This window comes from Kitasatospora sp. NPDC052868, assembly GCF_044547105.1.
Lineage (GTDB): Bacteria > Actinomycetota > Actinomycetes > Streptomycetales > Streptomycetaceae > Kitasatospora.
In genome coordinates this window covers 120,979-134,128 of record NZ_JBITZW010000011.1, presented here as the reverse complement: position 1 = coordinate 134,128, position 13,150 = coordinate 120,979, and the positions used below count along the sequence as shown (strand labels likewise).

At 71.0% G+C, this 13,150-nt stretch carries 16 protein-coding genes; 7 read left to right on the top strand and 9 right to left on the bottom strand.

Annotated features, from left to right (window positions below; translation table 11 throughout):
• Positions 1-155: 155 nt before the first annotated feature.
• The 4 genes from ACIGZJ_RS20435 to ACIGZJ_RS20420 are packed head-to-tail and all read right to left on the bottom strand — an operon-like array spanning position 156 to position 1,304.
• Positions 156-452, bottom strand: coding sequence for a hypothetical protein (locus tag ACIGZJ_RS20435; RefSeq protein WP_396458524.1), 297 nt, complete (start codon positions 450-452; stop codon positions 156-158).
• On the bottom strand, positions 449-688 hold the full coding sequence (locus ACIGZJ_RS20430) for a hypothetical protein (protein ID WP_396458523.1): 240 nt from the start codon (positions 686-688) through the stop codon (positions 449-451). The genes ACIGZJ_RS20435 and ACIGZJ_RS20430 overlap by 4 nt, the downstream gene beginning before the upstream one ends.
• Complete coding sequence (locus ACIGZJ_RS20425; RefSeq protein WP_396458522.1) at positions 676-933, bottom strand: hypothetical protein; 258 nt, start codon at positions 931-933, stop codon at positions 676-678. The genes ACIGZJ_RS20430 and ACIGZJ_RS20425 overlap by 13 nt, the downstream gene beginning before the upstream one ends.
• The gene (locus ACIGZJ_RS20420; protein ID WP_396458521.1) at positions 930-1,304 is read right to left on the bottom strand and encodes an ATP-binding protein; all 375 of its coding nucleotides are present in this window, start codon (positions 1,302-1,304) and stop codon (positions 930-932) included. The genes ACIGZJ_RS20425 and ACIGZJ_RS20420 overlap by 4 nt, the downstream gene beginning before the upstream one ends.
• Positions 1,305-1,590: 286 nt before the next feature.
• Here ACIGZJ_RS20420 and ACIGZJ_RS20415 point away from each other — a divergent pair, with 286 nt between their 5' ends.
• The 4 genes from ACIGZJ_RS20415 to ACIGZJ_RS20400 all read left to right on the top strand — a co-directional run bounded on the left by ACIGZJ_RS20415 (position 1,591) and on the right by ACIGZJ_RS20400 (position 4,919).
• The gene (locus ACIGZJ_RS20415; protein WP_396458520.1) at positions 1,591-2,439 is read left to right on the top strand and encodes a helix-turn-helix domain-containing protein; all 849 of its coding nucleotides are present in this window, start codon (positions 1,591-1,593) and stop codon (positions 2,437-2,439) included.
• Between the two features lie 10 nt (positions 2,440-2,449).
• Complete coding sequence (locus tag ACIGZJ_RS20410; protein WP_396458519.1) at positions 2,450-2,653, top strand: DUF397 domain-containing protein; 204 nt, start codon at positions 2,450-2,452, stop codon at positions 2,651-2,653.
• Positions 2,654-2,687: 34 nt separating this feature from the next.
• Positions 2,688-2,888 carry a DUF397 domain-containing protein gene (locus ACIGZJ_RS20405; protein ID WP_396458518.1) on the top strand — a complete coding sequence of 67 codons (201 nt, stop codon included), beginning with the start codon at positions 2,688-2,690 and terminating at the stop codon, positions 2,886-2,888.
• A gap of 105 nt (positions 2,889-2,993) precedes the next feature.
• Positions 2,994-4,919 (top strand): OmpL47-type beta-barrel domain-containing protein, encoded by a 1,926-nt coding sequence (locus ACIGZJ_RS20400; RefSeq protein WP_396458516.1) that lies wholly within the window; start codon positions 2,994-2,996, stop codon positions 4,917-4,919.
• Positions 4,920-5,430: 511 nt separating this feature from the next.
• On the opposite strand, the gene ACIGZJ_RS20395 is transcribed toward ACIGZJ_RS20400, so the two are convergent.
• The 3 genes from ACIGZJ_RS20395 to ACIGZJ_RS20385 form a co-directional block, all read right to left on the bottom strand.
• A complete protein-coding gene (locus tag ACIGZJ_RS20395; RefSeq protein WP_396458515.1) occupies positions 5,431-5,877 on the bottom strand; it encodes a DUF4231 domain-containing protein in 447 nt (148 codons plus the stop codon).
• 282 nt (positions 5,878-6,159) lie between these two features.
• Positions 6,160-6,963, bottom strand: a complete 804-nt coding sequence (locus ACIGZJ_RS20390; protein WP_396458514.1) for a hypothetical protein — start codon at positions 6,961-6,963, stop codon at positions 6,160-6,162.
• Between the two features lie 97 nt (positions 6,964-7,060).
• Entirely contained in the window at positions 7,061-7,567 is a 507-nt protein-coding gene (locus ACIGZJ_RS20385; protein ID WP_396458513.1) for a SigE family RNA polymerase sigma factor, read from the bottom strand.
• A 209-nt stretch (positions 7,568-7,776) separates the two neighbouring features.
• Between ACIGZJ_RS20385 and ACIGZJ_RS20380 the strand changes: the two genes are divergently transcribed.
• Complete coding sequence (locus ACIGZJ_RS20380) at positions 7,777-8,352, top strand: 1,4-alpha-glucan branching protein (RefSeq protein WP_396458512.1); 576 nt, start codon at positions 7,777-7,779, stop codon at positions 8,350-8,352.
• Between the two features lie 125 nt (positions 8,353-8,477).
• Positions 8,478-9,437, top strand: coding sequence for a prolyl aminopeptidase (gene pip / locus ACIGZJ_RS20375; RefSeq protein WP_396458511.1), 960 nt, complete (start codon positions 8,478-8,480; stop codon positions 9,435-9,437).
• A 73-nt stretch (positions 9,438-9,510) separates the two neighbouring features.
• On the opposite strand, the gene ACIGZJ_RS20370 is transcribed toward pip, so the two are convergent.
• Together ACIGZJ_RS20370 and ACIGZJ_RS20365 are read right to left on the bottom strand one after the other, a co-directional pair.
• Entirely contained in the window at positions 9,511-10,230 is a 720-nt protein-coding gene (locus tag ACIGZJ_RS20370) for an LAETG motif-containing sortase-dependent surface protein (RefSeq protein WP_396458510.1), read from the bottom strand.
• Positions 10,231-10,528: 298 nt separating this feature from the next.
• Positions 10,529-11,887, bottom strand: coding sequence for a choice-of-anchor A family protein (locus ACIGZJ_RS20365; RefSeq protein WP_396458509.1), 1,359 nt, complete (start codon positions 11,885-11,887; stop codon positions 10,529-10,531).
• 227 nt (positions 11,888-12,114) lie between these two features.
• On the opposite strand from ACIGZJ_RS20365, the gene ACIGZJ_RS20360 reads away from it, so the two are divergent.
• Entirely contained in the window at positions 12,115-13,083 is a 969-nt protein-coding gene (locus tag ACIGZJ_RS20360; RefSeq protein WP_396458508.1) for a heme A synthase, read from the top strand.
• Positions 13,084-13,150: the final 67 nt, after the last annotated feature.

Genomic DNA, 13,150 nt, shown 5'->3' with positions numbered 1-13,150 from the left:
CCTGTCCTGGCTGTGAGCGTAGCCCGCCCGGCCCGCGGCGGGCGCTCGTGACGCGGCCGTACCGGTCCACCCGCGTAGGCGGCACGCCCGGCGCGCGAGGGCGGCGGGGTGCGGCGAGGCCCCCGCCCGGGCGGGCGGGGGCCTTCGTGTCGCGCTCAGGTGGGTATGCGGTGGCGGCCCTGGGGGTTGGTGTTGGCGGTGGTGTTGCGGTGGTGGGTTTCGGGGCCGTAGTGGCCGGCCTGGCGGGCGATCCAGGCGTACTCGGTGGTGCCGTCGGGGAGTTGGCGCAGTTCCCAGCGGCCGTGGCGGGTGATCGGTTTCGGGGCGAGGGGCTGGGAGTCGTCGTTGACCCTGAGGGCGGTGACGACGCCGAGGGCGACGGTGGCCAGGGCCAGCGCGAGGAGGGTGAGGAGGGCCGCGCCGACCAGGAAGCTCGCGGTGCCGGTCCTCATCGGCGGATCCCGATGACGCGGCGCCCGAGGTGGGCGGCGAGCGAGTGGAGGAGTTCCTCGGCCTGGTCGCGGGTGAGCGGGAGGGCGAGCTGCTCGCCGGGCCCGGCGTGGACGTCGAGGTCGACGGCCAGCCGGAGCTGGACGGCGGCGTCGGGGACGGTTTCGACGGTGAGGTAGGCGACGGTGGTGCGCTCGGTGTGGCTGGAGGCCGTCACCATCGGGATCACGACTCCCACGGCTCGCCCCTCCCGGTGTCGCGGAGCAGCTGGAGGAGGTTGACGAGGGTGGCGAGGGGGGCGTGGCCGAAGTTGATCAGGATGCGGCCGTCCACGGGGCCGTGGTGGGTGGTGGCGGAGCCCCACCGGATGCCGAACTCGGATCCCTTGGCGTGGAGTTCACGGAGGAGTTCGGTGACCTGGGCCTCGGTGTAGTCGCGGATCCGGGGGTCGTCGGGCGCGATCGGGGAGCGGTTGTCGTTCACGCGGCGGCGTCCAGCTCGAACCAGACGAACTTGCCCTTGCCGCGCTTGAGCGGCGCCGCGCCGAAGCGGTCGGTCAGCGAGCGGACGAGGTGCAGGCCCCGACCGGAGAGCTCGTAGGGGTCGGCGGACGTGCGCGGTTCGGGCAGGACGGGGCTGTCGTCCGCGACCGAGACGCGGACGGTGCGGTCCGCGAGGAGGGAGACGACCACGGTCGGCGCGGGGCTGCCCGCGTGGCGCCAGGCGTTGACGAACAACTCATGCAGGGCGAGTTCGGCGTCGCGGATGAGGTCGTCCGGCCAGCCGACGGCGGCGAGGACGTCGCGCAACGCCTCCCGGGCGGCGGACCAGTCAGGGGGGTTGAGGGCGCACATGGGGAACCTCCGGATGAGGTCAGTGGAGTGGGGTTCGTCGATCACCGGCGGATACGCCACCGTGAGCCAGGCCAGGACATGGCTGCTCTGCGGTGCGAGGGCAGCAGGCGCCTACTGCCTTGGAAACAGGCGTTACTGACGCACCGTCGGTGAGTCGATGAGATGACGCTACAGCAACCGAATCACCCGTGATACAGATTTGGGCTAGGTTCACTCTTGAGGTGCAGGTGGACCCGTCCGCAGGCCGCGCGGCACACTTGGATCACCCGAGGCAAGGAAGGAACCCATGCCGCCCCGACGCAACCCGACCCTCCGTCAGCGCCGCATTGGTGCCGAGCTGCGGAGAATGCGTGAGGCTGCCGGACTCACCGCACCGCAACTCTGCAAAGCGCTGGGCATCGACAGGACTCAGGTCAGCCAGATGGAGTCCGGCAAGGTTGGCGTGAGTCCCGAACGATTGAAGTCGTTCGCCGCCGCGTGCAAGTGCATGAACGCACCGCTTATCGATGCACTTGAAGAAATGCTCCAGGACCGATCAAAAGGATGGTGGGAGGACTACCGGGGAACCATCCCTGACGGCTTCCTCGAAAACGCCGAGCTGGAGAAGAGTTCGCGCGAACTCATGATCTGGGTCCTCACCCACATCCCCGGGCCATGCCAGACCATCGGCTACGCCTCTGCGGTCTTTGGTCGCTTGATTCCACCACTACCCCGCCACGAGCTGGAGGCCCGAACGGCCTTCAGAGTGCAGCGGAAGAACGACCTCCGGCGGGACCAGAAGCCCCTGACCGCCTTTATCTACGAGTCGGCGCTGTGGACAAGATTCGGCGGCTCCCCGGTCCTCAAGGAGCAGCTTCAGTCGCTCCTTGAGGACACCGAACAGCCGTGGATGACGATCAGAGTGGTGCCGTTCGACGTCAGCACGTTTCCCGGAGCGGTCGAAAACCTCACCTACGCGTTCGGCGCCATAGCAGAGTTGGACACCGTCGAGCTTGAGTCGTCACGAGGCTCCATCTACCTCGATGCTGTGAGCGAGCTGACAAGCTACCGGACTATCTTCAGCCGAACCGAGAAGTCAGCGCTGAGTGAGAGCGACTCCCGCGAGCTGATCCACAAGATCGCACGAGCCCTCTGAGAGGCCCAGGATGCCTGATACCAACTGGCAAAAGTCGTCGTTCAGCGGTTCAGGCGGTGACTGCGTCGAGATCCGCACCACAAGCAGCCTGGTAGAGCTCCGCGAGTCCGACGACCCCGATGTCATCATCCGCACCACCCCCGCCAAGTTCGCCGCTTTCCTCCACCACGCCAAGACCGGCAAGTTCGACCACCACGCCGGCCGCAGCGCCTGAGGACCAGCAGCACGAGACCTATGGGAGAACCACAATGCCTGATGCCAACTGGCAGAAGTCGTCCTTTAGCAGTGCCGGTGACAACTGCGTCGAGGTGCGGACCACCGACGGGCTGGTCGAGCTCCGCGAGTCCGACGACGGCGACATCATCGTCCGCACCACCCCCGCCAAGTTCGCCGCCTTCATTCAGGGCATCAAGGCCGGCGAGTTCGACCACCACTCCTCCCCCATGTAGCGAGCCGCTCCGGCGGCCCCTTGCTGCTCGCAAGGGGCCGCCGACGGGGTGACTGTTCGACGGGTCGTGACAGGTTCGCGACGGGTGGGCACTTAGCGTGACGGAATGACCGCAGATCATCCTTCCGGTGCCGCCGCGCCCCCGCGGATCGTCCGGCACCCCGGCCTCGCGCCACTGTTCGTGCTGGCCCTGGCCCTGCTCACCCTCGTCGCCACCATCACCCCCGCCGCGGCCGCGCGCCGGGTGGGCGGCCTGCTCGGGGTGAACCTCGTCAACAGCAGCGACCGCGACCTGACCTTCACCACCCTCCAGGTCACCGACGGCTGCGCCTACACCAACCCGCCGGCGCGACTCGCCGCCCTCGGCGGCACCGGGCAGTTCAACGTCGGCGTGTGCGAGGGCTCCAACGGCGCCTCGGGCACCGTCAGCTACCAGGTGGGCGGCGAGAGCCAGGGCACCCTGATCACGCTCGGCTGGAACGTCCCGGCCCCGCTCGACCAGCCGAACACCTTCACCGAGACCGTGCCCACGGGCTACGTGGCGAGCCACACCGGCGGCACCGACGCCTTCACCCCCGTCACCTTCACCGTCGACTGCAACTCCACCACCTGCGACGGGATCCCGGACGACTGGAAGCGCAACGGCGTCACGATCAAGCCCAGTGACGGCAGCCCCGACCAGTTCATCGACCTCAAGGCGATGGGCGCCGACGTGAACAAGCCGGACATCTTCGTCCAGGTCGACTGGATGGCCGACGACACCCACAGCCACGCGCTCACCAACGACGCGATCAGGAAGGTCGTCGACGCCTTCAAGAACTCCCCGTTCAACCGGCACAGCCCCACCACGGGGATCAACCTGCACGTCGACGCCGGGCCGGACAGCTTCCTCGACTACTCCAAGAACACCACCTGGGGGACGCTCAGCAAGGCGAAGAAGCAGACCGAGGCGGCCAACCTCGGCACGGTGGATGCCAACGGGCGCTACCTGTGGAACGACTTCAACAAGATCAAGACGGCCAAGGACGGCTTCATCAGCACCGGGCGGAGCTCGCTCTTCCACTACGCCATCGCGGCGCACAACCTCCAGCCCGGCGTCACGTACAGCGGCATCGCCGCCGGCGTGCCGGGCAGCGACTTCATCATCAGCCTGGGGAGCTTCGACAACAAGGTCGGCAACACCAACCAGCAGGCCGGCACGCTGATGCACGAGCTGGGGCACGACCTGGGCCTGAAGCACGGCGGAAGCACCGACACGCCCAACCACCAGCCGCAGTACTTCAGCGTGATGAACTACTCCTACCAGCTGGGCGGCCTGTCGATCGGCACCACCACCGGGGTCATGGACTACTCGCGGGCGGTGGGCTCGCTGACCGAGCCGACGCTGAACGAGCGCCAGTTCCCGGCCAGCTCCGCCGGCTACGACGTCATGCACTGGTGCCCGAACACCAAGCAGGGCTCCCGGTTCGTCACCGTCCAGGCGAGCGCCGCCCAGGTCGACTGGAACTGTGACGGCATGATCAGCCCGAACACCGTCGCGTTCGACACCAACAACGACGGGGCCCAGACCACGCTGCCCGGCCACGGCGACTGGGACAACATCCAGCTGCGCGGCGGCTCGATCGCACACTCGGGCGCGGCCGGGGTTCCGGCACCGACCGAGGAGAACGAGATCACCCTGGAGGAGGCCGCCATGGAGCTGCCGCTCGACACCCTGCCGCCGGTCACCACCGCGCGCACCGACCCCGGGCCCGACCGGCACGGTGTCTACCACTCGGACGTCCTGGTCACCCTCGACGCCACCGACGACATCAGTGGCGTCGCGATGACCGACTACCGGGTCGACGGCGGCGAGTGGACGCGCTACACCGAGCCGTTCACGGTGAGTGGCGACGGCCGCCACGAGGTCGAGTACCGCTCGGACGACCACGCGCAGAACGTGGAGCAGGAGCACTGCCTGGAGATCCGGATCGACTGCGACCCGCGCGACACGGAGCCCTGGGACGCCTCCGACGGCTCCCAGCAGGGTTGAGCCGGTCCCGGCCTGACGCAGCACCACGGGCCCGGTCCACCTCGCGGTGGCCCGGGCCCGTGGTGTGCGGCGCGACCGCCACGACGGCGGCACGCGGTGAACCGTTCCGGCGGCCCGCCGGCGGTGTGCGCGCGACCGAACCACGCCCCCGTACGGTGCACACGGCCCACCGGGAACGCCCCGCGCCGCACCGTCGCATCGGCGTTCCGAGGAGACGACCGGCGGGGGTACATCAGCCTCGGCCCGTGCATACAGATCGAAGGCGGTAACGGTCTGGACGGGGACTCCGGTGCGGCCATCGTGTCCCAGGAGGACGGAAAGGTCATCGGCGTGCACGTCTTTGCCGAAACCAGAACCCGGACATACACCTTGGCCTCCAGAATTCCCCCGACCTCCGAGGACCTGATCCAGCACAGCACCCAGACGGTGGACGAGGAGACACACCTCCGGAGACTGGAGAAATGGCGGAACAGCAGGCCCTGAACGGCCCGGCGGCCCAGCCGCTCCCGGCTCAACCGCCGCCGGGCCGGGAGTCCTGCGTGCGGCGGTCCTGGAGCCAGCGCTCGCTCTGCCGCGCCCACACTCCCTGGTACTCGTCGAAGAGCGGGCGCAGCCGGTCCTGGGTGAGGTCGTCGGCGGGCGTCGAGGCGATGAGGTACTCCAACTCGGCGGCGAGACGCTGGAACCGGTACTGCGACTCCTCCATCAGCACCCAGCGCGACCGCCAGTTGAAGAACGACTCGACGGCTCCCAGCAGGGTCACCACGGCCACGAGGGCGAAGCCCAGGCCTGCCCAGAAGTCCAGGTTCTGCAGGCCGAGGATGATCGTCGAGGCGGCGGACAGCAGGAGCGTCAGCACCTTCAGGGCCGAGGAGGCCAGGCGGAAGGTCCGCTTCTTCCTCCGGACGTGGAGGTTTCCCTCCCGGATCCGCTCCAGAAGGTGCCCGGCGGTCTCCACCGGTGTCGGCCCCACGCGCCCGGACCCGTCGGCTTCCACGTCTCCCCCATCGTTGCCCTGCGCGGCGCCCCCCGCCGATCGCGACCGAAGGGTCTCACACCGCACCCCGCCACGGCCCCCGCTCCCCCCACCCCACCGGCCGGAACGGCAGGTCGGCCCCACCGGGAACACCCCGCGCCGCACCGCCGCACCGCCGCATCGCCGCATCGGCGTTACGGTGAACGAGGTAGCAGGTGCCCACTCCCTGAGCAGGGGCCTCGGCAGGCCAGGCCCTGTCCGGGCCTAGGCGACGGCCGCGAGGATGGGCGCCCAGACGGCGCCGGTGAGTGCGTCCACCACCTGCTGCTCGGAGAGCGGCGGAGCGGGGCGGGTCGGCTTCGGCGTCTCGCTGCCGGTGCCGCCGCCGATGCTGTTCCACTCCACCAGCTGGAGCTGCGCGCCGGTGGACTTCAGGGTCACCGTCACCGTCCAGCGGTGGGCGGTGTCGGCGCGGACGGGGTGCTCGGCCGCGTTCTTCTCCGACATCACCACGGCCCCGCCGGGAATCCCGGCGCTGCTCGGCAGTTCACGCAGGGTGCAGGTGTCACCCGCGGCGCGGGCGGGCGTCTGCTTGCAGCTCAGCCCGCCGCCGTCCCCGAGCGGCATCTTGAGCCGCACCGTCGAGACGCCGACGAAGGCCGCGCCCTGGCCGTCGTCGAGGACGAGCCCGGCGTTGGCGACGAGCCCGCCGGACGGGTCCGAGGGGTTGTTGCTCTGACCGGTCACCTGGCTGAACCGGCCCCCGGGGAAGGTCCGTTCCAGGGCCTCGATCATCTGGGTGTCGGTGATCGCGGAGCGGGGCAGCGCCAGCGCCGCCGGCTCGAAGTCGGATCCGGCGGAGCGGCCTGCGGCAAGCACGCCGGGCAGCGCCACGACGGTGGCCGCGATCACGGCGCAGGCGCCGACACCCGCGACGATCCCGACGGTGCGCCGGCGCCGTCGGCTGCGGCCGCGCTCGACGGCCCGGCCCATGAGCGCGGTCAGATCGGGTTCGAGGGAGTCGGTCGTGCGGTCCAGGGCATGGGCGAGGTCTGCTTCGAACGGCATGCTGGCGTCACCTTGTTCTGTCGCTGTTCGGTCGCTGATGGAGGGCCTTGCGGCGGTTGTGGCCCGCGCACCGGTGCGGGCCGGTGCACACCGGTGCTCAGTGCGGGACCAGGTCGGAGATGCTGTCGCCGAGCAGCGCGCGCACCCTGGCGAGCGCCCGGGTGCCCTGGGAGCGGACCGCGCTCCTGCTCAGCCTGAGCATCTCGGCGGTCTCCTCGATGCTGCGGTCCTCCCAGTAGCGCAGCAGCAGCACCGCCCGGTCACGGGGCGGCAGTTGGCCGAGCGCGTCCAGCAGGGTGAGCCGCAGGGCGGTGTCCGGGGCGGTCGCCGCGCCGTCGGGCATGGTCCCGGTGGGGCGCTCGCCGGTGCTTCGCCGCCGCCGCAGGCTGAGGAAGGTGCGGACCAGGACCGTCTGGGCGTAGGCCGCCGGGTTCTGCGCGCCGGACACCCGGTTCCAGTGCACGTACACCCGGCTGAGGGTCTCCTGGACCAGGTCCTCGGCGAGGTGCGCGTCGCCGACCGCGAGCACGTACGCCGAGCGGTACAGCGGCTTCGTCCGCGCGGCCACGAACTCCAGGTACGCATCCTCCTGTGCTGACTTCACTCGGTCCCCGCCTGTTCGCTTGCTTCGTGATCCCCGTGCATACCCTTCATGACTACGCGAGTCGGCGGGATGTCGTGCGGACGAGGCACCTTCTTTCCGCTCCTCCGCCAGGTGTCCCTCCGCCGCTGCGCGGGCGGCGCGGGCGCGTCCGATAGGTTCGAGCACATCCCGTGGCACGACGGGCCCGGACCAACGCAATTGGGGAGCTCATGGCCACCATCCACCGCACCACGATGACACCCACCAAGCTGGAGCTGCTCACCGGCTGGCTGCCGAAGCAGAGCTGGTACGCGGGCGACGCCGGGGCCCCTGAGCTGGTACGGGCCGGAGGCTTCCGCCTGGACGATCCGGAGGGTGCGGTCGGGATCGAGTTCATGGTCGTGGTGGACTCCGCCGGTCCGCAGCCGGTGGCGTACCTGGTGCCGCTGGCCTACCGCGGTGCGGCGCTGGAGGGCGCCGACGACGAGGCCCTGATCGGCACCTCCGAGCACGGGGTGCTCGGCACCCGGTGGATCTACGACGGCGCCCACGACCCGGTGGTGACGGCGCAGTTGCAGGCGCTGCTGCGCGGCGAGGCGGTACCGCAGCACCAGAGCACGAGCGGCACCCCCGACCCGACCGTCACCGTGCACGGAACCGGGCTCGGCGACGCGCCCGACGTTCGGCTCAACCGCGTGCTGCGGCCGGCGGAGCCCGCGCAGGGCCCGTCCGTGGACCTCGTCGCCGGGTGGGTCCAGCCGGACGGCACGGCCGTGCGGGGCGTCTTCGCGACCGCCGCCCCGTAGCACCTCCCAGGAGTGGGAAGTCGAACCAGCCGACTTCCCACTCCCGGTCAAACTCCTCAGTAGCACGGCGACTTGGGGCGAAAATCCGAGAACCCGGCCGCGGTCGCGGCCTAGGATCGACGACCATGGTTGATCTCTATCCCCCGACCCATCCCTACGACCACGGCATGCTCGACACCGGAGACGGCAACCGCGTCTACTACGAGCAGCTCGGCCACCCCGAGGGCAAGCCCGTCCTGCAGGTCCACGGCGGCCCGGGCGCGGGCACCCCGCAGCGGCCGACCAGGGCCTGGGATCCGGAGCGCTACCGCGTCATCCGCTTCGACCAGCGCAACTGCGGCCGCAGCACCCCGCACGCCAGCGACCCCGCGGCGGACATGGCGCTCAACACCACCCAGCACCTGATCGACGACATGGAGCGGCTGCGCGACCACCTCGGCATCGGGAAGTGGCTGCTGAACGGCGCCTCCTGGGGCTCGACGCTCCTGCTGGCCTACGCCCAGCAGCACCCCGAGCGGGTCAGCGAGATCATCATCCAGGCGGTGACGATGACCCGGGCCGAGGAGACCCACTGGCTCTACCGCGGCGCCGGGCGGTTCCACCCCGAGGCCTGGGACCGGTTCCGCGAGGGCGTCCCCGCGGACGAGCGGGACGGCGACCTGCTCGCGGCCTACGCCCGGCTGATGGAGCACCCCGACCGGGCGGTCCGGCAGAAGGCCGCCGACGACTGGCTCGCCTGGGAGGACGCGGTCGTCTCCGACGAGCCCAACGGCATCCCCGGCATGTACAGCGACCGGGAGCTCGACGCGCGGATCGCGTTCGTCCGGATCTGCGCCCACTACTTCAGCAACGGCGCCTGGCTGGAGGAGGACCAACTGCTGCGCGACGCCCACCGGCTGGCCGGGATCCCGGGGGTGCTGGTGCACGGCCGGCACGACATGGGCAGCCCGGTGCAGACGGCGTGGGAGCTGGCGAAGGCCTGGCCGGACGCGCGGCTGCACATCTTCGAGGACTCGGGACACGTCGGAAGCGACGCGATGGTCAGGACCGTCCGGGAGGCCATCGAGGAGTTCAAGCACCGCTGACCCCGGGCCCGCACAGCGAAGCGGCCCCCCGCTCGACCGAGCAGGGGGCCGCCGTCGTCACCAGGCGAACGGGTCAGCTCTGGTTGCCGCTGCGACGCTTGCGGGCGAGCAGGACGAGGGCGCCGCCGACCAGGAGGACGCCGGCGCCGGCCGCCGCGAGGACGGGGGTGGAGTCGCTGCTACCGGTCTGGGCGAGCACCGGGCCCGCGGAGGTGGCCACCGGGGAGGGCGTCTTGGCCGCGGTGGGCGACACGCTCGGGCTCGGCGTGGCCGACGCGCTCGGGCTCGGCACCACCGTCGGGGACGGGGACGGGGTCGACGACTTCGTGGGAGTCGGCGTCGGGGTCGGGGTCTGGGTCGGGGTGGGCGTCGGGGTCGGGGTCTGGGTCTTGGTGGGGGTCGGCGTCGGGGACGGCGTGTGGCAGACCGGGATCGTCTTGCTCTCCGTCTTGTTCCAGTCGCCGTTCTTCGGGTCCTCGGTGGTGGTCACCACGAAGGTCGCGGTGACCGGCTCCGCGTGGTCCTTCACCGGGAAGCTCCCGTGGTACTCCTTGCCGAACTGCTTCTGGTCGAGCACCTTCTCACCGGCGATGGTGAGGCTGACCGAGTTCTTTATGCCGTTCGAGTCGCTGTAGTTGGTCAGATCGATCGTGACCTTGTCACAGGTCACCTGCCAAGTCGGCGCGTGGGCCGAGGCGTTGGTGGCCAGGGCCACCGGCAGAAGGACGGCCGCGGCCGCCGCCCCGACGAGTGCCGTCTTCCTGATTCCGAGTTGCCGCTGCTGTCGCGCCATTTCGTTGTCCCTCCGAACGGTCTTGTGCAGCAGGCATCTTGAGTGCTTCGCGGTAGGCCCGCTACGAGTGTCCCGGGGACTCTACCGGCACTCCCGCGCCTCTCCACACCCGCTGTAAGACCGGAATCCGTCTGTCCGTCCTGTCTAGGAGGTGCACGAGCCAGCCCATCACACCCGCCACCTCGCAGGATGCGGATCGGGCAAGGTTGACCGGACTTCGTCACACCGACATGAAGAACGGCGCCCCCGGCGATTGGGTTCAATCACCGGGGGCGCCGAAACGATCAGCGGGCGACGGTCAGGCCTTCCCGGCCGCCCGACGGCGGGTGGCCACCACGATCGCGGCACCGGCGGCGATCACCACCGCACCGCCGATCGCCAGCGGGACGACCGGACCGGATCCGGTGTGCGCGAGGTTGCCCCCGCCGCTGGCCGACGCCGACGGGCTCGCCGAGGCCGAGGCGGCGGGCACGCCCGCCGAAGCCGACGCGGAGGCCGAGGCGGCAACCGAGGCGGAGACCGACGCACTGGCCGAGGCGGAGCCGCTGGGCCTGGCGGAGCCGCTCGGGCTCGCCGAGCCGCCCGGCGTACCGGGGGCGCTCGGCGTGACGCTCGCGGACGGTGTGCCGGTCGGCGCCACCGGCGGAACGGTCGGCGGCACGGTGGGCGGCACCGTCGGCGGTGCGGTCGGCGGCACCTCGACCGTCAGGCAGCCGGTGAACGGGTAGTGGTGCGTCTCCGCGCCGCCCTTGCCGGTCAGCGACTTGGCGATCACCGAGCCGTTGACCGGACCGCCGCTGCCGAGGTCGAAGGCGGCGTTCGGCGCCAGCACGGTGCCGGGCCAGGCGGCCGCGCCGTTCTTGACCACCTTGGTGGCGGTCGGGAGGTTCCAGAGCAGCTTGGAGCGGACGGCCCCGCCCGCCGCGCTCTGCAGCTTGTCGTCCAGGACGTACGCCTTCTTGGCCTCGTCCCACAGGTGGAAGCCGGTGGTCCTGGCGGCGGCCATGTCGTACACGTCGCCGGTGACGGTGACCACCGTGACCGAGCCGACCGGCACCTTGAGGAAGACGTTGGTGGCGCCCTGCAGCGTGGCGGCGCTCACCGTGAAGCTGTTGATCCCGGCGTCCGAGCTGCTCAGGTACAGGTCCGCACCCTTGGCCTCGACCTTGGCGGCGGCCGTCTGCGCCTGGGCGGCCAGCGTGGTGGAGACCGCGCGCTGGCGGGCGAACTCCGCACCGAAGTCGATCGGCGAGGCACCCTGGGAGATCTTGCCCTGGTGCGCCTCGACCACGGCGCCCTCGGCCTTCGAGCCGTAGACGCCGTTGCCCTTCATCACCTGGGTGTTGTGCCCGGTGAGCTTGCCGGCCACGACCAGCGCGTTGCCGCCCGGAAGCGCCGCCACCTGCGCGGCGGTGAGCTCCTGGCCGACCGAGAATCCGCCGGTGAAGTCGGCGTTGCCGCCGACCGCCACCGCACCCTCGGCGTCCGGCGTGTGGGTGTCGTCACCCTCGATGAACTCGCCGTAGAGGTTGGCGACCCCGAGGTTGAGGCACTGCTGGCCGGGCTCGGCGGCCTGGGCGGCGACCGGGGCGACCAGACCGGCCAGTGCGAGGGATCCGCCGAGTGCGAGCGCAGCGGCGGGCATGGGTATGCGCATGTGCAGGATCTCCGCTTGACGTGCGGGGGTGGGGGCGGCCCGAAAATGGTATGGACCAAGCGCACTCTCTCGGCCAGACCTGTGATTGGTCAAGACCAATATCCGATATGACCGAACAGTCCCGTTTACCCACAGGGGCCGGCCTACGACCCCGGCCCACCGGGCGGCGCGGCGCACCCGCCCGCCCCGCCCCAAGATCGGCTGTAAGGCCGCCTACGATTGACCCCGTGCGTACCCCCTTCTCCCTGCTCGCCGATCGCTGGCAGCCCTCCGCCGCCATGGTCCGGCGTGCCGCGTTCACCGCGCTGGTGATGAGCGTGGTCATCGTGGTCACCGGCGGCGCCGTCCGGCTCACCGCCTCCGGCCTCGGCTGCACCACCTGGCCCCGCTGCACCGGCGAGAGCCTGACGCCGACGCCCGAGATGGGCTTCCACGGTGTCGTCGAGTTCACCAACCGGATGCTCACCTACGTCCTGAGCGCCGCGGTCGGCTGGGCCATCCTCGCCGCCCGATGCCACCGCCCGCGGCGGCGCGGCCTCACCCGGCTCGGCTGGGCCCAGTTCTGGCTGGTGATGAGCAACGCCGTGCTCGGCGGCATCACCGTACTGACCGGGCTCAACCCCTACACCGTGGCGCTGCACCTGATCGCCGCCATGGCCCTGGTCTGGGTCGCGCTGCAGATGTGGGAGCGGTCGAAGGAGGGCGACGGTCCGCCGCGGCCCGCGGTGGCCCGCCCGATCGTCCAGCTGTCCTACGTCCTGGTCACCGTGATCGGCCTGCTGGTCGCCGCCGGGACGCTGGTGACCGGCGCCGGCCACCACCCGGGCACGCCCAAGGACAACAAGCTGGTGCCCCGGATCCCGCTCGACTACGACCGCCTCGCCCAGGTGCACGCCGACCTGGCGTTCGTCTCGGTCGGCCTGGCGATCGCGGTGGTCTTCGTCTTCGCCGCGGTGAAGGCGCCGCCGGCCGCCCGTGCCCGGGCCCGCGAGCTGTTCCTGGTCCTGCTGGTCCAGGGGGTGCTCGGCTTCGTCCAGTACTTCACGGACGTCCCGGAGATCCTGGTCGGCCTGCACATGCTGGGCGCCACGCTCACCTGGATCGCCGCCCTGCGGATCCCGCTGGCGCTGCGGACCAGGGAGCAGGAGTCCCTCCCGGCCCAGGCCCTGCCCGTCCCGGCGGCCGCCACCGCCTGACCGGCCGGCCCGCCGGACGGCACCCGACGGCACACACGACGGCCCGGTTCCCCCGCGCGGGGGAACC

Coding starts and splice junctions, on each gene's coding strand:
- ACIGZJ_RS20410 (WP_396458519.1), top strand. CDS start 2,450: ATGCCTGATACCAACTGGCAAAAGTCGTCGTTCAGCGGTTCAGGCGGT.
- ACIGZJ_RS20370 (WP_396458510.1), bottom strand. CDS start 10,230: ATGGCGCGACAGCAGCGGCAACTCGGAATCAGGAAGACGGCACTCGTC.
- ACIGZJ_RS20390 (WP_396458514.1), bottom strand. CDS start 6,963: ATGCCGTTCGAAGCAGACCTCGCCCATGCCCTGGACCGCACGACCGAC.
- ACIGZJ_RS20380 (WP_396458512.1), top strand. CDS start 7,777: ATGGCCACCATCCACCGCACCACGATGACACCCACCAAGCTGGAGCTG.
- pip (WP_396458511.1), top strand. CDS start 8,478: ATGGTTGATCTCTATCCCCCGACCCATCCCTACGACCACGGCATGCTC.
- ACIGZJ_RS20435 (WP_396458524.1), bottom strand. CDS start 452: ATGAGGACCGGCACCGCGAGCTTCCTGGTCGGCGCGGCCCTCCTCACC.
- ACIGZJ_RS20365 (WP_396458509.1), bottom strand. CDS start 11,887: ATGCGCATACCCATGCCCGCCGCTGCGCTCGCACTCGGCGGATCCCTC.
- ACIGZJ_RS20415 (WP_396458520.1), top strand. CDS start 1,591: ATGCCGCCCCGACGCAACCCGACCCTCCGTCAGCGCCGCATTGGTGCC.
- ACIGZJ_RS20420 (WP_396458521.1), bottom strand. CDS start 1,304: ATGTGCGCCCTCAACCCCCCTGACTGGTCCGCCGCCCGGGAGGCGTTG.
- ACIGZJ_RS20400 (WP_396458516.1), top strand. CDS start 2,994: ATGACCGCAGATCATCCTTCCGGTGCCGCCGCGCCCCCGCGGATCGTC.
- ACIGZJ_RS20405 (WP_396458518.1), top strand. CDS start 2,688: ATGCCTGATGCCAACTGGCAGAAGTCGTCCTTTAGCAGTGCCGGTGAC.